We start from the raw sequence: 23,869 nt of genomic DNA, 5'->3' as shown, positions 1-23,869 counted from the left end.
GATTTACAAATGTCGTGATTTCTACTGTATTTTTCTCACCGGCCCTTCGATCGTCTTTTGCATCCAGACGATATCATGCCATTTGTTAAACTTATAGCCAATCTTTGGGAAATGAGCCACTTGGACATACCCTCGCTTTTCATGCATGGAAATGCTCGCTTCGTTCGGAACTGCGATACAAGCCAGAAAGCGTAAGTAGCCTCGTGCTTGCAACTCCTCTTCTAAGGCAGTATAAAGGGCCGATCCGATCCCTTGTCCACGCACTTCTTTTGCTACATAAATAGACAATTCAGTGGTCCAATCATAGGCAGCGCGTGCATAATAGGTCGAAGCATAGGCATACCCCACAACTTTCCCATCCACTTCTGCGACCAAATAAGGAAATTGGGTCAGCGTTTTTATGATGCGACTTTCAAATTCCTGGACAGTCGGCACATCAACCTCAAAAGTAATGGCTGTCTCTGTCACATAAGGTTGGTAAATCGCTCGGATAGCTGCTGCATCGCTGAGCTGAACGGGTCGAATCATTATGGTGGCCTCCTCATTAGATTATACCTAGTATACCGATATGCCTTCTCACTGTCAATGAAGGACTAGCAGCAAGCAAAAAATCCTGGAATTGTATCCAGGATTTCCATCCTTCTTAAACCGTTTGACGTAACCCCATCATCCGGTAAAGGAATAAAGCACTCGGAGCTTTCAAAAAGCTCTTTTGCTTGGAATTTGTTGCTTTTAAGACATAGTTAGGTTTGACTGTTTTAGTGACTGTCTTTGCTTGTTTAAGATTCAGACCGGTTTGTTTTTTAGACGGTTGAACTTTCGATGGTTGAAGGGAAGCTTTCACTGCGCTTACTTGAAGGGGTTTTTCTTTCACTTTCAAGGCTTGTCCAGCTGATTTTGAAGTAGAGGCAGATAATCCTGCTTGAGCTGGATGAGAGAGTTGACTCATGGTTTGATTGTTACTGACTTCGACATGGTTTAGGATACCTCCATTTGGATTGAGGTGATCAGTCACACCTGTATCAAATGGCGCTACAAATACATTGTCCTCAATGGTGACATTTTTAATATCTCCATAGCGCGTTTCAACATCAATCGATCCACGATGCTTGTTGTAGATATCGCTCTTCGTCCCTGTACGCTCCAAGAGATTGTGGTGAACCCGAATTCCTTCTTCATTCAGATCAAAGTTATGACCCTTAAAGACAGTCGTCAAGCGAATTCCGGCATCCCCGATATTGTCTTTAATCCGATTGTAGGCAATCTCATGGCCTTTTCCACCAAAGATCCCAACACCACCAGCACGCCAACCAAGTTCAATCGTATTGTGCAAGAATTTATTGTTTTCTGCTACTGCTGATTCTGTTCCATCCGCAATACTTGACCAGCTGGCTAGTCCGTCATCTCCATTTCCACGAATACTAGAATTGCGGACAATCGAATTCTTAGTCCCTTGGGCAAAGTTGACTCCGTCAGCCAGGTTGTTTCGCAAACGGACATTTTCTACTACTAGACCATCTGTGTACTTCATATCATTTTTGCTAGCATAATCGCCAATCCACATGCCGACTTCAAAATGTTCAGCCCAAATATCGTGAATATGAGAATTCTTCCCTGGCGTTCCAGAAATGGCCTTGTACTGAGCGTTTTCACCATAGCGTGAATGAAGGTTGGAGGACAGATAGACATCGCTAAATTCAACATGGTTGTCTTGGTGAAGGAAGTCAAATCCACCGCCACCAGCTTGGTCACTAGTAAAATGCAGTTGGGTATGCCAGATACCAGCCCCTGAAATCTTCATATCGGAAGCATCGATACCGACTTTTCGATTGAGATTAAATCGCCCAGCTGGGATATAGACATTCTTTCCGGTTTGTTTAGCTTCATAAATCGCATCATAGAGGGCCTGGCTGTCATCAGTATCGTCGTTTGGCGTAGCTCCTTTAGAAACAATATTGATAGCGTTATCCCCTTGAGCAATCAGGTCTGGAGCTTGCTCAAATTCCACAAAGTCAAGACCATAATGGACGTCGTCTGACCTGTTTTTCACCAGTGAAACCACATCTCCTTTTTGAAGCTGAAGTCCTGGAAGGAGGCTGTGTACTTCATCAAATTGGAACCGAGCGCGTGTATCCGCCTGAGCACTATCATAAACACCTTTGTCATTCAAATACTGCCAGTTAGACGTAGATGAAAGATCCAATTGTTGAACACTGTGACCATTCACCTGAACATCGAGTTGTCCACTGGCTCCATCTGGTACCGTGTAGCGTACGGTTAAAGCATTGGCTGGTTCATTTACCTTAAAGGAGACACCATCTCCTTTTTCTTTTAAAGCGACATAAGTCTGATCAGAAGCTTCAATAGCTGTTGAGTGACTGTCTTGAGACTGCTCTACCTCTGCCTTTCCAAGGAGGTTCCCTTTGTCTGCCTCATAACGGGTGTAAGGCATAGATGCTCCATATTGGCTGGTATCTACTTGAGAGCTTGCGGGATCAGAAGTTGTCGCTTCTTGCCCTTGTGTTTGGACTTGTGCCTGCTCTCCAACTTGATCAGCTGCCACAGATTGTCCAGTTAAAAAACAAGCCCCCATGATCGCAATCACGACAGAAAAGACTCCAAGCTTAGACTTACGAATGCCAAAAATGATATCTTTGTTTAAATGATTCATGACACATTTCTCCTTATATTTTTTACAACGATTCTATCCTAATAAAAATTATCATGACAAACAAGGTGAATTGTGTGAATATTCTGTATCAATTTGTTGCAGAAATGTTAACCTTTTTATGTAGTAATAAAAGTGAGTAAGAAAAAAGAGGCTGAGAATGCTTTCTCAAACCTCTTTTGATGACACGAGCTTATTCCGCTTTTTTATTTGAAAATTGGCTATTGTAGAGCTCATAGTAGAATCCTTTATCTGCTAACAAGGATTGGTGATTTCCTTGCTCGATGATTTGGCCATCTTTGAGGACAAGGATTTTATCTGCTTCTTGAATGGTAGACAGGCGGTGAGCAATGACAAAGCTAGTCCGCCCTTTCATCAAATTCTTCATGGCTTTTTGAATCAAGAGTTCTAAACGCGTATCGACAGAAGACGTCGCTTCATCCAAAATCAAGATTTTAGGATCCGCTAGGAGCGCACGCGCAATGGTTAGGAGCTGCTTTTGCCCTAGAGAAATATTGCTAGACTCCTGGTTCATTTCCATATTGTAACCACCAGGGAGTGTCCGGATAAAGTGATCGACATTGGCTGCCTTGGCAGCTTCCACAATTTCTTCATCCGTTGCCTCGAGATTACCAAAGCGAAGGTTTTCTTTGATGGTTCCTTCATATAACCAAGCATCCTGAAGCACCATTCCGAATTGTTTGCGGTAATCTTGGCGAGATAGATGACGAATATCATGACCATCCACCGTAATCGATCCTGCAGTCACATCGTAAAAGCGCATCAGCAGATTAATCAGGGTTGTTTTCCCAGCTCCAGTCGGTCCGACAATGGCCACCATTTCACCTGGTTTGACTTCTAGGTTGAAATCACGAATCAAGGGTTTGTCCGCTACATATTGGAAATCCACGTTTTTAAAGCTAACTTGACCTGTCAAATCTCCAGAGAGGGTTTCTGTCACATCTGACACTTCATCTGGCTCATCCATAACTTGGAAAATCCGGTCTAGAGACGACTTAGCACTTTGTAGCTGTCCTGCCAATTGGGTCAAGTTTTGAATCGGTTGGTTGATTTGCCAAACATATTGAACGAAGGCCTGCATGTTCCCGACAGTCAAACGACCTGCTAACACTTGTAAGCCACCAAACAAAGCGATAATGAGATAGGTCAAATCTGAAATCCCATTTAATATCGGCATCATTAAGCCAGAAATGAAATTAGCCTTGAATCCTACTTTTTGAAGATGATGGGTAATATCATGAAACTCTTCCTGAGAAGATTTTTCCCGGACGTAGAGCTTAAGGACATTAAAGCCTGTTAAATTTTCTTGCACAAAGCCGTTCATTGCCCCCAAAACATCTGCCTGCTCTTTAAAGTAAGGCTGCGATTTTTTCATGATAAATCGAGCACTGAAATAAGTGATCGGAATGGACAAAATGACCACTAGCCCCAGCTGCATGTTTAAGTACAAGACCATGCTGATGACAAAGAGCAAGGTAAAGATAGCATTAACGATTTGTAAGAAGGACTGTTGCAAGGCATTCGAGACAGTTTCGACATCGCTAGTAAAACGTCCGAGCAAATCTCCGAACTGATGCCGGTCAAAAAAAGAAACGGGAATGTGATTGATTTTATGGGACAAATCATTTCGCATGTCCTGAACGGTCTTTTGAACAGCATTAGTCATGAAATAGTTGGAATAATAAGATCCCAACTCATAGAGGACCCCACGGAATAGATAGAGCGTCATAATGATCGCGATATAGGAGGTGTTAAGACCAGCTCCCGCAAGGCCTTTTGCCATATCCATGAGATTTTTTGTCAACTCAGTAATCGCAAGCCCCAAAACAAAGGGTTCGACAACACTCATGACGACACTCAGGATTTTTAAGAAAATGGACAAGCAAACTTCCAAGCGATAGGCTCTCAAATAAGTCCATAGTCTACTAAAACTGTTTTGTTCTTGTTTCATCTGCTTCTCCTTTCTATTCTTCTGTTAATGATGGACTGTCGAGCTGGGAATTAGCGATCTCACGATAGATCTCATTGCTTTCCATCAATTCATCGTGGGTTCCTCGACCAACGATTTCCCCTTGGTCCAATACAATAATTTGATCCGCATCCATAATGGTTCCCACACGTTGCGCTACGATCAAGACGGTCGCATCTCCGGTAACTTCTTTAAGACGCTTCCGCAAAGTGGCATCCGTCTTGTAGTCTAGGGCAGAGAAGGAATCATCAAAAATAAAGACATCTGGATCTTTGACAACGGCACGAGCGATGGACAAGCGTTGTTTTTGACCACCCGAAAGGTTGCTACCACCTTCTGCCAAATGCGTATCAAAGCGTTCCTCACGACTGTCGATAAATTCCTTGGCTTGGGAAATTTCAGCCGCTTGCTCTAGCTCTTGTACAGAGGCATCTTCTTTCCCATAACGAAGGTTCTCAGCAATGGTTCCTGTAAAGAGCAAGGCTTTTTGCGGAATAAAACCAATCTTTTGGCGAAGGGCTTTCAGATTGTAGTCACGGACATCCACACCATCCACCAAAATCTTCCCAAGTGTTACATCATAGAAGCGAGGAATCAACTGCACAAGTGAAGATTTCCCAGAACCGGTCGAGCCGATAAAGGCAATGGTTTCGCCAGGTTTGGCCTGAAAGGAAATGTTGTGAAGAACTGGACTCTCTGTCTCACCTGGATAAGCAAAGGTGACATTGTCAAATTCCAAATAGCCACGAGATGCTGTTTCTGTTACACCATTCTCATTTGGATCGATCGAAATGGGCATGTCCATGATTTCCTTGAGCCGACGACTAGAAACCGCAGTCCGAGGATACATAGTAAAGAGATTGGCTAAAAAAAGGAAAGATAAGAGCGCGTGGAAGCTATACTCAATAAAGGCAACCAGATCCCCAATTTTCAAACTACCGTCATGAAGAGGATCCAAAGCAAACCAGACAATCGCCACAATCATAGCAATGATGATCTGCACAAATAGGGGTTCTGTCAAACCAGTTAGTTTGAACAATTTATTTGAGTTTTCCGCATAGACTTCATTTTCAGCCGCAAATTTCTCTTCCTGGAATTCTTCGCGGGCAAAGGCACGAATCACACGAAGCCCTGTCAAATTTTCACGCGCAAATTGATTAAGATGGTCGAGGGTCTTTTGTTGCTTCTCGGAAAGAGGACGTGTCTTAACTGCTACATACCAGACGACGACAGCAAGAAATGGTACAGAAACCGCTACAATCCACGCTAAAGAAGGACTGGTCGTCAGAATCAAGAGAACACTGGAAACCATCATCAAGGGAGTGATGACCCCCATCTTCAACATAGAATCCGCGAACTGCATCAAAACAAAGGCATCAGAAGTTAATCGAGTGACCAATGACGATACCCCGATTTGCTCATACTCGTGATGCGAGTACTCCTGTAACTTAGCATAGAGGTCATTGCGCATATCGCGAACCATGGTAGTCGTTAGCTGGCCAACCGCGTAAGACAAGATAATCCGTCCCACAATCCCAAGCAAAATAATCACAAACATGACCCAGCCCCAGAAATACAGCCGATCCACATCACGCGGGTTAATCCCCTCATCAATCATGCGAGCTAGAATCGTTGGCAAGCCCAAATTGACAATAACAAACAGGACCGCTGAAAATAGATTCAGAGCTAGCCACTTGGGATACCTTTTCAAGTAAGACCAAATATATAGCATAGATGATTCTCCTTTTCCATAAATAATAACCTTGATCACACAGAAAAGAGGGAGTGAGACGAAATCATTTTCAAAGAAAATCATTCCTGCCCCAGTCCCATCTGTAGTCTCATTCATTATACCAAACTAGTCATAAAAGTAAAGCAAAAGAGCAGGTTTCCCCGCTCTTCACTTGCATTATTTCGTGCGTTTGAGTTTAGCATTTTTAAGAATCATAAGATCCCCTTGGTTGCTATTACTTAACTTAGAAAGATCAAATGTCAAATAGTCACCATCGACCTTATATGTAATCTTTTCTCCTCTACCATCATTTGACGAGATTGTTTTCTCTTTTTGATTGATTTTAACATCATAAGATCGCTCATTCTTTTGACCAGCGACTTCACCCGCGATGCTGAGGGTTCCTTTAGAATCTTTGATCTTAATAGAAACTTCAAAATTAATAACGTCTCCAATAGACTCTAATTGACTACCTGATAAGCCCTGCTCTTCAAGAATCTTCTTGAGTTCAGTTTTTGTTGGTTTGTAGACATAAGTCCCGTTATCACTTTTGGCACCACATGCCACCAAGAGGACTGCTGCAAAAACTGTAACGAAAGCTAAAAGAATACGTTTAAATATTTTCATAATCAATCTCCTAATGTACTTTATAATCAGATTTTACCATTATTCTAATTCTGATTCAAGATATTATAAAGAAGAAAAAGAGCAGATAACCTCTGCCCTTCTCTTGTATTATTTTGTACGCTTGAATTTAGCGTTTTTAAACATTTCCAAAGCGGCTGCGTGATCAGAACTTTTCTCTCCAGATAAATCAAAAGTGAATACATCGCCAGAAACTTTGTATTTAACCTTTTCACCTTCACCTGTTTTTGATTGAAGAGTTTTCTTTTGTTGGTCAACTTTCATATCAAATGATTGGTCAGTCTTTTGTCCCATCATTTCACCTTTAATTTTAAGGCTACCTGTTTTATCTTTAATGGTCACTGAAACTTCCAATTTAACATTGTCGATCAATGCATCTACACTTGAACTTGGAGCACCTTGTTCTTCAAGAATTTCCTTCACTTCAGTTTTTGATGGTTTGTAGACATAAGTCCCGTTATCACTTTTGGCACCACATGCCACCAAGAGGACTGCTGCAAAAACAGCTACTACAGCCAAAAGAATACGTTTAAAGTTTTTCATAACTTCTCCTTTTTAGTTAGATTCACCCTATTATATCAACAATTCATAAACACGGCAATGAAAGTTTATAAATGTCATATTCTTGTAATATTTCTTGTATCAACAAAGAAATAGAATAAGGCGGAATTTAAATCCCGCCCTGATTGCTTATTTAACTTTTTTGAACTTAGCAATTTTCATGTAGTTATTAAACATGTCTGTGTCACCCATCAAAGAATTCTTCACATCCTTAATCGTTAACACATTTCCTGAAACTTGATAAGTAATTTCCGCTTTTCCATACTCATTTTCTGAGACAAGTGTTTTAGCTTTTTGGTCTACTTCCAACTCAATCACTTGATTAACATTTTGACCACCTGCATTCGTGTCTACTTTCATCTCACCTTTCTTATCATTGATTGTAATCGAAATAGTGAATGAGTAATTATCACCTATCAAAGATTGAAATTCACTTGGCATAATATCTTTGATTTCATCCTTAGTAGGCTCAAACACATATGTCCCATTATCGCTTTTAGCACCACAAGCTACCAAAAGGACGGCTGCAAAGACAGCTACAACAGCTAACAAAAGACGTTTAAAATTTTTCATCATCTTCTCCTTCATGATATGATTTATAGCCATTATAGCAACAAATCAGAAACATCTCAAGGGAATAAAGTAAATGTAAAATGATTGTAACATCATTAAAACTGCACTATTTAGTAGGGTTGAGAGAAAATAAAGAGAGCTACACATGTTAGCTTTATAAAAGCAATCTATTCACATTCTATCATCATTATTTTCAACGACAAAAAAACCGAGGCCTAAACCTCGGTTTTCATTTTGATTGGAAACTCGATTATTTAAGAGTAATTTGAGCGTGATACTCAAAAGACTAAGTGTAAAGCTTGTTTTTTATTACTTTATTTTTGTAGGGGTGTATATGGGGGTGTCGCTCCAACTCCTTCCTGTTTAAGAAGTTGAGTAATTTCATTTCCAAGAGTTGTATTGTTTGCGTTATAGTAATGACTATATGTATTTAATGTTGTAGCTTTATCAATTCTTCCAGAACGCTGAGATACTTCTAAAACATCCTTTTTCAGAACATTGATCATAAATGAATCATGTGAATGACGCAATCCTTTACCAGTTATTTCTGGAACTCCAGCCAACTTTGCATGACGCTTTAACATTCTTGTCAAAGTGCTTTTTACCATTGGTTCACCAAACTTGGATAAAATATAATCTTGATTAGAATTAGAAATCTGAATTGAGCGCCAACGTTCAAGCACTTTTATTGTTTCATCATCTAAGTCTATATATCTTATACCTGCTTCGGTTTTTGTCTGCTCTTTACGCTTATAGATACCACCTTTTAAAGCTTCTAAAGTTGAGTGAACAAAGATACGTTTATTCTCTTTATCAAAATCTGACCAAAGTAAAGCAAAACCTTCACTAACACGTACACCAGTCATATAGTATAACCAAGTTGTTGTAAAACGGTGAAGATCTTCATAATCAGTTAAATCAAAAGTTGAAATAACTTTCTTAAACTCTTCAAAAGTCCAGAATTTTGTATCTGGTCTTTTACCTTTTGGATTATCCAGACTCTTGCACGGGAATGTTTTGAGATATTCCATTCTTTCTGCATAACCTAGACATTGTTTAAATCGTATCCAAACACATTTTGCATAATTCGCAGAATACTTATTAATAAGTTCTAAACGAAACTTTTCACAATCACGAGGTTTAATGTCTCGTAATTTCATTTTTCCAAATCTCTCAATGAATGTATCAAATTGAGTGATTGCGGTTCTATATGTGCTATCCTGTACCGTTTGTTTGTAGTAAGGTAAAAAAACCTCCAACATATACCGTTCAAAATTTAGATTATAATCACTATAATCAAATTTGTCGTAAAATTCAACTCTTGCTCGACATAACTCATCATATGCCTCTTTTTCAGTCGAAAAAGATTTCCCCCATATATTTCGATATCTTTTAAATCTTTGACGTTTACCTGTAGCTGATGCTTTGAATTCTGTCTGACAGTAAATTCTTCCTTTACTATCTCTAAATACTCCTTTATATTTCTTTGACATTGCTTTCAATTCCTTTCGTTAAGTAAATTGAAAGCCGAGTAATTCTTCCACAATAAAACTAGGTGCAAGATCAAGTCTTTTGTTATCGAAAGGCGATTTACTTAATTTTACCATATTATTTGAAGAATTCAAAGATTCATCAAATTGATTTATAGCAATCTTTTTAGCTTGCTTAATTATTTCTTTTGAAGCTGTTTTAGAAAAACCAAGTTTCATAATATCTTTATGATTAACTGTCTTCATTCTTATCTCCTATATTGTAGAATTCTGTAATATAACTAATCTCATCTCCTGTGCTAATAATATGATTTGTTTTTTTTGAATAATTGGCATCTAAATCGATATCTAGTCCATTGATAGTCATTACTTCTCCTTTAGTAGCTGTTATTTCAATTGGTTTTTTTATTCCTCTAGAACACCTATAAATCCTGACACCTTTTGGATATAAATATAGTCGTGCACCCTTGACGTATTTTTTTGTATTCTGATTATCATCTATTTCCAAATTTGTTAAATATGCAACAACATAATTACCTACTTTATCACTATTTTTAAGCCTTTTAGTTTTAGTGAAACCTTTTTTCCAGCACTCTTCAATAATTTTATTTGGAATATAAAGAGAACTTCTTTTAGGTGCTTTTATAAGTAGATGACAATGCCAACTCCCACTAGCTTGTGGTTCAATCACATTGATATACTCTAAATCTGAATATTGTTTTCTTAAATCTCTTATAAATAATTTAAAGTCTCTATAAACAATTTCAATTTCATTAGTGTACTTAGCATAGGTCAACGTTATCCAAAGTTCATTTTTATCACCATTGAAGTTATGAGAAATAAGACGCCTTAACTTCCTCATTGTAATACGAGTTGACTTTATATTATCACTTCTTGTTTCTCCACTTGTATCCATATCAAATATTTCCCCAGTCTCCAAAACAACATATTTTTTATTCGGAAGTACTTTTATGGTCTGCTTATGTATTCCATTAGAAGTTGTTAATTCTAGGGTATTACCATATCTATAAGATTTTACGATAGCTCCTGCATGTACTTTTGAATTATTTACTTTCACTCCTAACTTTCCTTATTGTTCTATTGTTTGACGTTTATCAAGTTAAAAGCAATAGAAGCAAGCTTCTATTGCTAGGCACATTTCTCAAAGTAAAGAAAGAGGGACGCTCCACTTGCTCTAGCTCTCTGAGCTGAGCACCCCTATTCTTTACTTTCGAAAGTGCTCTAATAATATTTTTCCAATTCTTTTAAAAAGTCAAAATTTTTATCAAAAAATGGAGTTTCAAAATAAGTTGGTAAAGTCATTTTCCCATCAATCTGTACATGACCTCCTCCTTTTATTTCAATTGATTTATAGTCCTTAAACTTTGAACCAAAAACCATTCTGTATCCATCTTCTGATAGATTGCCAAGTGCAACACGACAACTTAATTGATCCCTAATAGCTCCATCAAGAATACTTGTATCTGGGCGTTGTAAAGATATCTCAGTTAATACACCAACCTGTCGCCCCATCATCACTATGTTATAAATGTAAGACATAGCTTCTTCAGCGATTTTTTTATCAGATACTTTTACAAAAGCTGTAACTTCATCAATAAAAACTACGATTGGTTTTAGCCCAAAATCCGAAAAATCTTTACCAAATGATTCTTGACTAGAAAAATATTTATCGTACCTACTCATCATTTTAGAATTTACCACTCTAAGTATTTTACAGATTTGATTAGAGCTAACAGCGACATTCTTTTCTGAAAAACCATTAACATATCTCAATAAACTTAAATCTGCATTTTTCGGATCACAGATATAAATATCAGCCCCCATCGATGCATATTGTAAAATTTTATAGTTCAAAAACATACTTTTTCCTGAACCTGTTGTACCAACTGTTAAACCATGCGGAGCTTTGCTGATATCGTATGATATTTTTTTTGTGAGTTGAATTACTTTTGAATTTCTACCTTTTTCTAAGTTTAAATCCGATACTTTTAATCGTTCATCTTTTATTAATTCAAAAATATAATCGGTGTATGTTAACTGCTTTTCATTAGATATCAATCTTCTCCCTAAGTATGCTTCCAACTTGCTTCCAAGATCATTAACTTTATGACTAAGTAGTCCACCTATATTGAATACACGAATGGTAAAAGTACTTGTGTCATTTTTATCATCAATCCATTCCATTTCCAAGCTTTCAATGTATTTTATTTCTTTAGTTTCAGTTATTTGTGTAATGTATAGTTGATTTAATTTAATAAATTTATATAACTTTTTCTGTTTTAAATACTTACTCCTATTAAATTGACCAAAAACAAATAAAGAAACTAGTAGTAATTCTAAAGAATATACAATCAAAAATTGATTTATACTCAATCTCAAATTGATCGATGGCAGTAAATATAAATCGATAAAAAGAACTACTACTATAAAGAATAAAAATATAATCCGACTTCCCCAAAACGGATATACCCAATTTATACTAACTCTTTTCATGTTGCTTATTTCCTTGTGAATCTAAAATTACATCTGCAGTAATTGACAATTGATTTTGATATTCGCCATAAACCGTGGCTTTACTAATATTTACAACCTTACATACTGTTTGTAATGGTTTAAAAGAAGAATAATCATCAATCCCTTTATTCAAAACAGTAATGACCACTTGTTCACCAAGGTTTTTTTGATCGTTTTGATAGTTTGTATTATCTTCAACAATAAGTAACGTTACTTTTAAACGTTTATCTTGTGTGAGTCTACAATTTAAATAAACCAACTCTTTTTTTTCGAAGAATGATTCATCGAATTTTATAAAACTTCTTAAATTTTTTAGTGTCATAATTATTTACCTCTTTATATTTTGAAATAAAGAATCAGCAACTTCTTTATTCATTTGAAAATAGATTTGCAACTCTATTATCAGATGCCATCAAATCATTGCTGTGATCTGATAAAATAATTATATAACTAGAAAATACATAGTTAGTATAAAATTTGGTATACTTTTAAATTAAGAATTTTAGACGAAATGTTAGACTATTAAAATTAATAATTAGTTATATAAGTTATTAAATTAGAACATAAAAAAAGAAATATATATAAAAATATATCTCTTTTTTAAGTATATAAAGTGTTATAAAAAATCTTCTAATTCCTGATACATGATTAGCTCTAAAAGATAATTCTGATAGTTAGTGAGTGTTTTAATTTCATTTAAAAATAGATCATTTAATTCCAATTGTACAAATTTTGATGCTTTACTATTTATTTTTAAAATTCCAGGTACTTTTCCACCGAATTTAATTGAATTATTTTTTACATGATCCAAAAACTCATTTCTATTTAAAATTTTATATACAGGAACTAATTCTTTCATACCTACTTTATTATCTTTATTATCTTTATTATCTTTATTAGGATGAATGCGTTTCAATATAGTTCTATATTTTTCATCTATTTTAAGCTTTACAGTAATTGGGGAAACATGTGTTTTTAATCTTAAATAATTGAATGGTATTGAATCATCATTTAATGTTGGTAAATCATACTCTATAAATTCTTTTGCTAAAGTATTAACCATATAACCAATTTTGAAAATAGTATCTTTTTTTAATAATTCAATAATCTCTGGAAAGAAAAAATTACCAAGTTCAAATTCAAGCCATCTATGAAATTGTCTATTTATTTCAACAAATTTAAATGATTGTCCTTCATCATTAAAGATAACTTCAATCACATAATGTTTAAAGGAACTTACTAATCTCCTTTTAATAGTAATCCAAGGTGTAAAAAATAATAAACTACATTTTTTATTAAAATTAAAGTTATACCATGTTGAAAATTCGGCAAAAATACATAAATAATCTATAAAAGATCTATTAAATTCACATAAGTTACCACTAACTTTCCTATTAAGTAAGATTTCTTGAAAGTAATTATAAAAAGTAGATTCAAGAAGATCGGCTATTTCATTGTCTGTCCCAAATATTAATCGATCTTTTTTTATTTTAAATATTCGGGAGTAGTCTTCCAATAAGCTATCTGGAATAAAATTTCCACTTTTTATATTCTTCCCTGATTCTATTCTTTTAATTGTAGATTTTTGTCCGTACGAAATTGTTTCTATTTGTCTTGATCCTCTTAACTCACGAAATCTTACTGAAACCTTTTTTATTAATTCATCTTCAAAAAAACTCATTTCAACTCCAATATTTATAAAGTAAATTCAGAAACAATTTTTTTCTCCTCTTCAGTTAAACCAAATAAATCCATGACTAGATTATCAATATCAAGATTAAGCTTTCTAACCAACTCAGAATCTGGTGTTTCTTTCTTCATTTCATCCATCAATTGCTCTACCAGTATCGCTGTTGAATCTTGTTGTTCTTTTGTCGAATTTGGTATTGGGAATTTCTTAATTTGAGTTAATCGCATTTGAGGGAAAGTATTTCTTTGCAAAAAATCAAATTTATTAATAGCATAGTAAGAAAGTACCTTAGAATTTAAAACTCCAATTAAAAATTTTGGGTTTACGGTAATTTCATTTATTACTTCAATACTTTGTTCATGTACAAAATTCTCTTCTACTAATGTAGCTCTGAAAATATAGTTTGATTTTACTGGAATTCTTGCAATTAATATCCTAACTCCTTCAAAAATAGCTGAATTTCTGGGCGCTGCTAAATGTTTTCCATATGATAAAAACTGCCCTGACCAGTTTATTTTATATCTTTGTAAATCAGAACCTGTTAAAAATTTTCTATAGCTATTATCAATTTTTATGTTTGAAAAGAAAGGTCTAGAATTTTTAAATATTTGAAACTCTTCTTTATTATCAGGTTGCTTCGGTGTTCCTTTTCCTCTCTCAAAAATCTTCAAACCATCTTTTATATGACCATAATTATCCTCAAGTACTTTAGAATTACTTTCAATTTTTAATAATATATTTGTTGAATATTTATCAATTGTTGATATAGTAATAACATCTTGCTTTAAAAGTAATTCTGATTCTGTTTCTGTTATAATATTTACTTCACCCTTTGTGATTTCTCCAAGCACTACTTTTTTTGGTCTTTTATTGAACATGTCAACAATACAAACATCAATAGCTGCTTCATCAAAAATTTTATCTTTAGAATTAATAAAAGTTATCTCATCAAACGTTTTTAAAATATGATGACGTAATGGTTTATATTGATTAATAGTTAAAAATGAGTTAGGAATAATATAAGATACACCACCACCATTTTTTATTAATGAAAAAGCAAGTTCTAAAAACAGTCCAAATGTATTTGCTTGGTAATTATTTAAAGGATAGGTTTTTAAATAGTATAGTTTCATTTCTTCAGTAAATGACTGATCACTAGCAAAAATATAGGGAGGGTTCCCAATAACTAAGTCGAATCCAATAAATTCACCATTTTCTCCCAAAATTTCAGGGAATTCCATTCTCCACTCCATGCCACCTGCATAAAGGGGGTTTTTCAAACGTTCATCAAATTCTTTTTTAGCTTTTTCAAGTTGCTTGCTTAATAACAAATATTCCTCATTATTATTCTCTTCTTCAAAAAGACTAATTGCACCTGCTTTATTTTTTTCAGAGATCAGTTTATGTAGTTTTTTTAATTCTGGACTTGAAGCTAAGTCATCAAAAGAATATTTTAGTCTTTCAATTTTATCCCAAATATTTGCCTTTGTTGCCTTATTATTTGTATCTTTATACTCACGAACTAAATCCAGATATTCTTTGAAATCGTTTCTACGTAAATCAAACTCATAATTAAAATCAAATTTATGAAGTAGACTATCCCCAACCTTAATATTAATATCAATATTTGGTAAAGTTGTTAAAACTAGTTGATTAGTCTCATCATCCTTATAGTAGTACGAAGATTTTAATAGTTCAATCCATAAACGCAAACGACAAATATTTACTGAGCTAGGGTTTATATCCACACCAAATAGAGTATTTTCTAAAATTTGTCTTTTTTGACTAAATAAAGATTTTTGAATTCTTTCTGATAAATCATTTCCTACCTGATACACAAAATTATTACCAGACATATCTTGAATAATTAACTCGTCATTAATAACATAACATTGAATTATATTACCGATATACTTTCCTTCATAATCAAAAAGAACATTTAAATCAGTTTTTAAAGCAATAATTTCATTTAAAACGGATACTAAAAAATGCCCTGAACCTACCGCAGGATCACATATTTTAATCTGGTCAATTATATCACTAACCTTTTTAGCGATTTCCATGGACCGAATTTGAAATTTCACATCCTCTATACTTATACAGTCCCATGACATAGCATCATTTATTTTATCAACAACTGCCATTCGAACAGCTTTTCGAGACATATACATAGTTATGTTACCTGGTGTATAGAAAGACCCTTCTCGATATCCATTAATTTTTTCAAAAATTAAACCAAGTACAGAAGCATTAATTAAATCATTTTTTGATTTTTCATGGTGAGAAATACTTGTTGAGAAATCGTAGGAATCTAAAAATTCAAATAGATATTGAATGAAATTAATCTTCCCATTTTTTCTTTTTTTGTTAGACCCTTTAAGCGATGTTTTTGAATAAATCTCAATATCACCTTCTGGCAAACGATCGATTCCTATTCCTTCACGGGAAACTTCTAATTCATTTTCTTCAAATAGTGATGAATTTAAATATGGTACATAGCCGAATTTTTTCTGAACTCGCTCATTTCTATCTGTCACTTTTTTAGCAAGAACAGCAAAGAACAATGTATAAATTTCTTCGAAACTCGGTAATTTATCATACGTTAAGAAACGATATGATTCATCTTTATTAAATAGAACTAACTGAGATTCTAAAAGTTTTAAAAATAGAATTCTATTCATCCAAATGACAGTCAGTTGAATAGCAATATCTTCTTGTCTATCTTTTGGTACATCTTTCACTTCTAGCTTCTCAATAATATTCTCAACGAAAGAATATTGTTGGCGTTTGGATGGTTTTAAACGAGAAATAATTTTTGAAGTCCCTACTTTAGATTCTTCAAGACCCATCAAGTATAAAAGTTCATCATAGAAATTCTTATTTAACTTATTTGAATCTGTAAATATCTCCTTATTTAAAAGATTTTCTGCAGTAAAGAAACGGTATAGTTGAGTCAAATTATTTTTCTTTATTTCAATTGACTTACTATTTTTTACAAGTGCATCTCGTAAATCAAAATGGGCTATTTCAATCCCTTTATCAATCGCTAAATCTATTGCTGGAGATATAACTTCATTATAAAGAAAATCAGTCGTATTGCTAGATAGTTGATTATTTTTGAATTTAGTTACAAGATCGACTAACTTCTTATTTTTTGTAAAATGTTTTTCGATTTCTTTTGCTTCAATTACAAACCATGATAGACCGTTTGTAACAATACATTTTTTTATCTCTAGATTATGTTCAAATAATCGCTCTCTTAAGTAATAAGCTACAATTTCCTGAAAAGCCTTAGAATTAATTTTATCCTTAGCCATCATCTCTGTTTTATTTGTTAAACTTTTGTGTTCAAAAATAACGCCTAAAGTAGAATTTGAATCTTTCCCGTTATAAATAGCTAAATCTATTCTATTTGATGTATTAATAAAATTATGTGGTAAAAGCTCTTCAAGAAAAGATTTTAATAAATTTTTTTGATATTCCTCGGATTCTCTTTGATTATCATATAGATGAGTAAGATAAGTAACTAACTTCTTCCCAAAGGTTTCCTTATCTCCATCTAATGGCATAATAGCCTGAACAGATCGGTTCATAGAACCTTTTAAACTTAACTCATTGATCGCCATAATAACTCCTATAAAAAACGATCTATCTAATAACAAAGGTATGATTAATTAAATAGATTAGATTAGAATACAATATAATTATACATCAAATTTAAGCAAAAAAAATACCCCCACAAAAATTATGGGAGAATTTTATGAGATGAGTTCAAATGAGAAGTCCATTATCAAGTTTTAACTATCAAATTATAAGATTAATCAACATTGAGATATAAATTAGAAGACGATTATTCCATCTCTTCCGAGAGAAATAGAAGGATCCTCTTGTAACTGATCATCATAAGGAGAATTTATTTCAGTCGATAACCTAAAAATATTATCGAATAAGCTAGTTTCATTATCTTTCTCTAGCTCACTGATATTTATAAAATTCTTTCCAGACTGATCAATATTATAGTAGTTCTTTAACCTATTAAAAATTAAAGTATTCAATCCAATATTATAACCTTCAAATTCAACAACAATATAATCATTATTATCATTTAAAGTTATAGTTCTAGCAGAATTAGAATTAAATAATAAAAGAAACATAATGTTTCTATAGTACATCAAAGTCTCTGAATCAGCATCAAATTCATAAATTATGCTACCAGTCTCATTCGGATCAATATCACAAAAGTTTAATTCTCTACCTTTAAAATAAGCCCCAATTACATGTCTTTCAAAGTGTGTAATTGGTTGAGAAGAACCTCTGAAATTTATAGAGCTAATGGCATTTACTTGATCTTTGGCTTTAGTTACGGTTACGGGATCTAACCTTGACTTAGAAGTACCTTTAGCTTCAATTAAAATGGGAGACCCTAAATTAAAATTCTTCAAACCAAAAAAATCAGGAGTTTTTCTATTGTAAGCATTATAACGATTTATATTATTAATAATTGGATCTTTTAAATGGTATAAATGAGAAACTCTATGAACTTTTTCGGCTAGTGCATAAGCTGACAAACTACCAATAAAATATGAAATTGCGGTTTTTATTGACGACTCTGCATTATAGTAATCATCTGAGATTTTTAAAATATTATTGTCTTCTACTATAGCCATTTTGACTAAGCTAAAATAGAATTTCCAACCATTAAAACTAAGACTTTTATTGGAATAAGACCCTAAATTTATAAGATATCTGATAAAGTCTTTATCTGTAAAACTAATGGGCTGATTTCTAATGGGGTTATCTGCTTTAAAATCATTAACAGTGTTATAAAAAAATACATTGACCATACTTTAATTCCCTTAATAGAAAATACAAACACCCCCACAATTTTTTGTGGGGGTGTTTGTGGGGAAGTTTCAAAAGAAACGACACCTAATATATCGCCTATACGAATAACGAAAGGCTTTTAAACTCGGCTTTCCCCCTTAAACAATCAATGAACGATTATTTAAGAGTAACTGAAGCTCCAGCTTCTTCCAATTTAGCTTTGATTTCTTCAGCTTCAGCTGTAGCAACACCTTCTTTGATAACGCCAGGTGCACCATCAACAAGTTCTTTAGCTTCTTTAAGACCAAGACCAGTGATTTCACGTACAACTTTGATAACGCCGACTTTCTTGTCGCCTGCAGATGTCAATTCGATATCGAATGAATCTTTAGCAGCACCAGCGTCAGCAGCACCAGCTGCAGCAACAGCTACAGGAGCAGCCGCAGTTACACCAAATTCTTCTTCGATAGCTTTTACAAGGTCGTTCAATTCAAGGATTGAAGCTTCTTTAATTTCAGCAATAATGTTTTCAATGTTCAATGCCATTGTTATTTCCTCCAAATAAGTTTTTATATTTTATGTTTTTGTTTTTTGTAGCTAGGCTACGCTGCGTAGCTTAAGATTAAGCTGCGTCTTCTTTGTTGTCTGCAACCGCTTTGACTGCAAGAGCAACGTTGCGCACTGGCGCTTGAAGTACAGAAAGGAGCATAGAAAGAAGTCCTTCGCGGTTTGGAAGAGTTGCAAGAGCAAGGATCTCTTCTTTAGATGCGACAGCGCCTTCGATTGCACCACCTTTGATTTCAAGTGCGTCAGCAGTTTTAGAAAAATCGTTCAAGATTTTCGCTGGTGCAATAACATCTTCGTTAGAAAATGCTACAGCAGATGGTCCAACAAACACAGATGCAAGATCTTCAAGTCCAGCTTTTTCAGCTGCACGACGCAAGATTGAGTTTTTAATAACTTTAAACTCAACTTCGCTTTCGCGAAGGTTGCGACGGAGAACTGTATCTTGCTCAACTGTCAAACCGCGAGAATCTACAACGACGATTGATGCAGCAGCTTTCATCTTTTCGGCTACTACGTCAACTAGTTCCGCTTTTTTAGCAATAATTGCTTCACTCATTAGTGTGTTCACCTCCGTAATTATTTTGCTTGGGGAATTTTTCCAAAAGAAAAACGCGCCCAAACCTAGACACGAAAGTACAATACGCTTCTTTTAATTGATACGTTTTGTCCTCGGTAGGATTTTTATGAGTCGAGCTCCCCTACTGTCTTAGGCAGTTTTTTCAAACCGTAAATTAGTTTATCACATATAAAAAAAGAATGCAAGTACTTTTGCAAACTTTTTTTATATTTTTTAGTCGTTGTAAAGACTCTTAATATTATTCAACCAAGCATAGGCTAGTCCCATTAGGACTCCTCCTCCTACCCAGTTGGCAAAGAAGGTAACACCATAGTGACGTAAAATATTTAAAAACTCAAAATGTGGCAATTGGCTAGATACTGAATTAAAGCTTAATAATGAGAAAGAAGCAAAATTAGCCGCCAAGTGTTCATTGGTCATAAAGACAAACATATAAATAGCAGATAGGGCTAAGAGCACCTTCGCTGTTTCATCTTTAAAATATAGATAAGAAAGAATAGCAATATTTACAAAAACATTGGCAATGACACCTTCAAAGAAGACCACTTGATTGCTCCGTTGGAGTTTATTTTCTGCAACAGTAGCTAGGAATCCTTTTGGATCGATATGAGCAAAGGCTGTGGTTTGATTGAACAGAAAAGCTACGATTAAAGCACCAATTAAATTAAAGAAGGTACAATAAAGAAGAATCTCCAAAGCTTTCTTCCAATGAATTTTCTTTAGATAGGTTCCTGCCGTCAAATACATCATATTTGAGGTGGTTAATTCCGCATTTAAGAATAAGAGGTAAACCAACCCCCAGGCAAAGATGAATGGAAATAGGAAACGACCCGTTCCAGGTACAAAGCTATTTAATAAGTCAGCAGCAACTGCTCCGACCGCCGTACTTAAAGTAAGAAATCCTCCAGCAAAAATAGAGCGAACTGCATAGCGAGTTTTAGATTTCTGATAAAGATCCTCTTTCTTATTACACGCCGCTCCAACTTTTTGAATAAAATTAGATTCAGACATACTATTCTCCTTATATAATGTTTGTGAATAAAATCATTATATCATAGACAAAATAGTTTGAAAAGGTTTTCAGGAAAAATTCTTAAATTCAAAATATATACGTTTTAAATCATATTCCAGGAAATAATAAAAAACAGGCATCTGCCTGTTTTAGTTTTAATAATTCAAACGGTTCGCCCAAGCGATATCCAAATTCAAGATTTCTTGTGAAGTGAACTGTTGACGATATGGATTGTATACCGAACCTGTAATACCACCTTGAACATTTGGTGAATCATATTGAGTCAAATTATAGGTTTCAATGATATGATTGAGCTTTGCGTAGTAGCTAGTATCTGTCGCATAAACCCCTGTCAACGCTGCTGTTGCATCTTGATAACTAGAGGTGTTGCTCTTCCAAGCACCTGCAAAATGTCCTTGTTTCAAAACAGCTACATAGTCTTGCAATGATTCATAGTAAGATGGGTAAGAACGAAAAGCGTCATTAATCGTATAGGCATTTCCAGCACCGTCATCTTCCCAAGTTTGCATCACTGCGGATTGACCAGCATAACTTCCTTTAATACCGAAAAGGTTGTAATGTGGATAAGAAGCCAAACCAGACTGTCCTGATCCACTTTCCAAGATCGCTTGTGCAATCATAACGGAAGCATAAAGATCATTCTCTTGACCAAGCTGACGAGCTGACTCACCAATTTGTGAGATGAAAGCTTCAGTTGGGTCTGAGTATGCTTGGTAAGTTCCATCATTAGCACCAACTGATGTTACGTGCTCGCTCATAGCAGCAGCAAATGTCCCCACTGCTAATACAGAAACGAACAAACCAAACAATTTCGTTTTATTCCGTATTTTCTTCTTCATAATACAATTTATCTCCAATTGTTTTTTTATCATCTTTTATCTTTATAGAGATTATACCATATAAATAGAAGAAAACAAAGCCACTTATATTACACTTCTATTACAATTGCGAGATAAATCCAAAACAAAAATGACATTTTCATGTCATTTCAATTTATTTCGTAAAACGCATTTTCCAAAATAGCATCCCATGACTTCTCTAGTCCTTCCTTGGTTACCGAAGAAAAGACAATAAAAGTATCTGCTGGATCAAAATCCAGTTTTTTCTTAATAATAGATTCATGTTTGTTCCATTTTCCACGTGGAATCTTATCTGCCTTGGTCGCTACTAAGATCACAGGGATCTCATAATATTTTAAGAATTCATACATCTGAACATCATCTGCAGAAGGTTCATGACGAAAATCGACTAGACTAACGACTGCTTTTAAGTTCTCACGACTGGTGAGGTATTCTTCAATCATCCGTCCCCACTTCTCGCGCTCTTTTTTAGAGACACGTGCATAGCCATAACCAGGTACGTCTACCAAACGGAGTTTATCATCTATATTGAAGAAATTTAGCAATTGGGTTTTTCCTGGTTTACCAGATGTTCTGGCTAGGTTCTTTCGATTTAAGAGAGTATTAATAAAAGAAGACTTGCCGACATTTGATCGACCGGCAAGTGCAACTTCTGGAATCTCATCTTGAGGATAATGACTCTTATTTGCAGCGCTTAAGAGGATATCCGCATTATGTGTGTTAATTTCCATATTTTATCTTTCTAGGCTGTTTCAAGAATTGGTTTTTCAGTTCCATCTACAGCTTCTTTTGTGATTCGAATAAGTTTGACATCTTCTTTACTTGGAATTTCAAACATGACATCCATCATGGTTTCTTCGATAATCGAGCGAAGTCCACGAGCTCCAGTTTTTCTTTCGATAGCTTTATTCGCAATCTCTTGAAGGGCTTCATCGTCAAATTCCAATTCAACATTGTCATAAGAGAGCAAGGTTTGGTATTGTTTTACCAAGGCATTGCGTGGCTCTTTTAGAATACGGACAAGGTCGTCAACTGTCAATTGCTCAAGAGCCGCAAAGACTGGAAGGCGTCCAATCAATTCTGGGATAATTCCAAATTTTTGAATATCTTCTGCAATGATTTCTTGCATGTAAGAGCTGGATTCATCGATGGCTTTATTGTTCTTACCGAAACCGATGACTTTTTCACCGAGACGTTGCTTAACAATTTCTTCGATTCCATCAAAGGCTCCTCCTACGATGAAGAGAATATTCTTGGTATCTACTTGGATCATCTCTTGTTGAGGGTGTTTGCGTCCCCCTTGTGGTGGTACACTAGCGACAGTTCCTTCGATAATCTTCAAGAGGGCTTGTTGCACCCCTTCACCAGAAACGTCACGCGTGATAGAGACATTTTCACTCTTCTTAGCGATCTTATCGATTTCATCGACGTAGATGATGCCTCGTTCTGCACGCTCGATGTTGAAATCAGCTGCTTGAAGAAGTTTCAAGAGAATATTTTCAACGTCTTCTCCCACATAACCGGCTTCTGTCAAGGCTGTTGCATCTGCAATGGCAAATGGGACATTCAGACTACGTGCTAAGGTTTGGGCCAAGAAAGTCTTACCTGAACCAGTAGGGCCAATCATGAGGATGTTTGATTTTTGCAATTCAACATCTGTCTCGTCTTCGCGCGTATCGTGGAAGTTGATGCGTTTGTAGTGGTTATATACCGCTACAGCAAGGGCACGTTTGGCACGATCTTGACCAATCACATAGTGGTTCAAGATATTGAGCAATTCGATTGGTTTTGGAACTTCGCTAAGGTCTGCAAGGACTTCTTCTGCTAGCTCCTCACGGATAATTTCTTGTGCTAACTCTACACATTCATTACAGATAAACGCATTGTTCCCTGCAATGATTTTTTGGACTTCATCTTGACTCTTTCCGCAAAATGAACAATAAACCATCATATCATTATTTTGATTCGTTGGCATGTATTTCCTCTTTCTGTCATTTTCTGTTTCTGTTTAGTTTAAAATAAGGTTATGTAAAAGGCGTGAATGGAATTCACAAGATTGGTAAAAGCATTTAGTAAGAATAAAATAGCGAGGCCAAACCGTTTTTTACGAAAGGTTTGTAAGGC

Annotated in this window: 21 protein-coding genes and 1 other annotated feature; all 21 genes read right to left on the bottom strand. The window is 35.0% G+C overall.

Annotated features, from left to right (window positions below; all coding sequences use genetic code 11):
- Positions 1-21: 21 nt before the first annotated feature.
- The 21 genes from O3626_RS01925 to clpX all read right to left on the bottom strand — a co-directional run bounded on the left by O3626_RS01925 (position 22) and on the right by clpX (position 23,720).
- Complete coding sequence (locus O3626_RS01925; RefSeq protein WP_371494923.1) at positions 22-528, bottom strand: N-acetyltransferase family protein; 507 nt, start codon at positions 526-528, stop codon at positions 22-24.
- Between the two features lie 115 nt (positions 529-643).
- Positions 644-2,671 (bottom strand): glycosyl hydrolase family 28-related protein, encoded by a 2,028-nt coding sequence (locus tag O3626_RS01920; RefSeq protein WP_371494921.1) that lies wholly within the window; start codon positions 2,669-2,671, stop codon positions 644-646.
- A 190-nt stretch (positions 2,672-2,861) separates the two neighbouring features.
- Positions 2,862-4,640: an ABC transporter ATP-binding protein gene (locus O3626_RS01915; protein WP_155124870.1), complete on the bottom strand. Its 1,779-nt coding sequence runs from the start codon at positions 4,638-4,640 to the stop codon at positions 2,862-2,864.
- A gap of 13 nt (positions 4,641-4,653) precedes the next feature.
- On the bottom strand, positions 4,654-6,390 hold the full coding sequence (locus O3626_RS01910; protein WP_118397805.1) for an ABC transporter ATP-binding protein: 1,737 nt from the start codon (positions 6,388-6,390) through the stop codon (positions 4,654-4,656).
- Positions 6,391-6,567: 177 nt separating this feature from the next.
- Complete coding sequence (locus O3626_RS01905; RefSeq protein ID WP_070449982.1) at positions 6,568-7,017, bottom strand: hypothetical protein; 450 nt, start codon at positions 7,015-7,017, stop codon at positions 6,568-6,570.
- Between the two features lie 108 nt (positions 7,018-7,125).
- Complete coding sequence (locus tag O3626_RS01900; RefSeq protein WP_070588963.1) at positions 7,126-7,578, bottom strand: hypothetical protein; 453 nt, start codon at positions 7,576-7,578, stop codon at positions 7,126-7,128.
- 147 nt (positions 7,579-7,725) lie between these two features.
- The gene (locus O3626_RS01895) at positions 7,726-8,169 is read right to left on the bottom strand and encodes a hypothetical protein (RefSeq protein WP_009731083.1); all 444 of its coding nucleotides are present in this window, start codon (positions 8,167-8,169) and stop codon (positions 7,726-7,728) included.
- A 314-nt stretch (positions 8,170-8,483) separates the two neighbouring features.
- Positions 8,484-9,662, bottom strand: a complete 1,179-nt coding sequence (locus O3626_RS01890; protein WP_371494918.1) for a tyrosine-type recombinase/integrase — start codon at positions 9,660-9,662, stop codon at positions 8,484-8,486.
- An 18-nt stretch (positions 9,663-9,680) separates the two neighbouring features.
- Positions 9,681-9,905: a DUF3173 family protein gene (locus tag O3626_RS01885; RefSeq protein ID WP_371494916.1), complete on the bottom strand. Its 225-nt coding sequence runs from the start codon at positions 9,903-9,905 to the stop codon at positions 9,681-9,683.
- Complete coding sequence (locus tag O3626_RS01880; RefSeq protein WP_371495110.1) at positions 9,892-10,575, bottom strand: replicative protein; 684 nt, start codon at positions 10,573-10,575, stop codon at positions 9,892-9,894. The genes O3626_RS01885 and O3626_RS01880 overlap by 14 nt, the downstream gene beginning before the upstream one ends.
- 326 nt (positions 10,576-10,901) lie before the next feature.
- Positions 10,902-12,173 (bottom strand): FtsK/SpoIIIE domain-containing protein, encoded by a 1,272-nt coding sequence (locus O3626_RS01875; protein WP_371494914.1) that lies wholly within the window; start codon positions 12,171-12,173, stop codon positions 10,902-10,904.
- The gene (locus O3626_RS01870) at positions 12,160-12,516 is read right to left on the bottom strand and encodes a hypothetical protein (protein ID WP_371494912.1); all 357 of its coding nucleotides are present in this window, start codon (positions 12,514-12,516) and stop codon (positions 12,160-12,162) included. The genes O3626_RS01875 and O3626_RS01870 overlap by 14 nt, the downstream gene beginning before the upstream one ends.
- 294 nt (positions 12,517-12,810) lie before the next feature.
- Positions 12,811-13,875, bottom strand: a complete 1,065-nt coding sequence (locus tag O3626_RS01865) for a hypothetical protein (protein ID WP_371494910.1) — start codon at positions 13,873-13,875, stop codon at positions 12,811-12,813.
- 14 nt (positions 13,876-13,889) lie between these two features.
- Complete coding sequence (locus tag O3626_RS01860) at positions 13,890-17,510, bottom strand: Eco57I restriction-modification methylase domain-containing protein (protein WP_371494908.1); 3,621 nt, start codon at positions 17,508-17,510, stop codon at positions 13,890-13,892.
- Between the two features lie 213 nt (positions 17,511-17,723).
- A complete protein-coding gene (locus tag O3626_RS01855; RefSeq protein ID WP_371494906.1) occupies positions 17,724-18,728 on the bottom strand; it encodes a hypothetical protein in 1,005 nt (334 codons plus the stop codon).
- Between the two features lie 157 nt (positions 18,729-18,885).
- Positions 18,886-19,254, bottom strand: coding sequence for a 50S ribosomal protein L7/L12 (rplL, locus tag O3626_RS01850; protein ID WP_003016256.1), 369 nt, complete (start codon positions 19,252-19,254; stop codon positions 18,886-18,888).
- Positions 19,255-19,330: 76 nt separating this feature from the next.
- Entirely contained in the window at positions 19,331-19,831 is a 501-nt protein-coding gene (gene rplJ / locus O3626_RS01845; protein WP_009731084.1) for a 50S ribosomal protein L10, read from the bottom strand.
- Positions 19,832-19,869: 38 nt separating this feature from the next.
- Positions 19,870-20,004 (bottom strand) — a sequence feature (ribosomal protein L10 leader region).
- Between the two features lie 61 nt (positions 20,005-20,065).
- Entirely contained in the window at positions 20,066-20,863 is a 798-nt protein-coding gene (locus O3626_RS01840; protein WP_129299234.1) for a formate/nitrite transporter family protein, read from the bottom strand.
- A 156-nt stretch (positions 20,864-21,019) separates the two neighbouring features.
- Positions 21,020-21,724, bottom strand: a complete 705-nt coding sequence (locus tag O3626_RS01835; protein ID WP_371494904.1) for a glucosaminidase domain-containing protein — start codon at positions 21,722-21,724, stop codon at positions 21,020-21,022.
- Between the two features lie 149 nt (positions 21,725-21,873).
- Positions 21,874-22,476 (bottom strand): ribosome biogenesis GTP-binding protein YihA/YsxC, encoded by a 603-nt coding sequence (yihA, locus tag O3626_RS01830; RefSeq protein WP_070662235.1) that lies wholly within the window; start codon positions 22,474-22,476, stop codon positions 21,874-21,876.
- A gap of 11 nt (positions 22,477-22,487) precedes the next feature.
- Positions 22,488-23,720, bottom strand: coding sequence for an ATP-dependent Clp protease ATP-binding subunit ClpX (clpX, locus tag O3626_RS01825; RefSeq protein WP_347112240.1), 1,233 nt, complete (start codon positions 23,718-23,720; stop codon positions 22,488-22,490).
- Between the last annotated feature and the right edge of the window lie 149 nt (positions 23,721-23,869).

This window comes from Streptococcus sp. 20925_1_77 (genome assembly GCF_041432125.1).
In the GTDB taxonomy this organism is placed as follows: Bacteria; Bacillota; Bacilli; order Lactobacillales; family Streptococcaceae; genus Streptococcus.
This window is presented reverse-complemented; position numbering and strand designations above follow the sequence as displayed.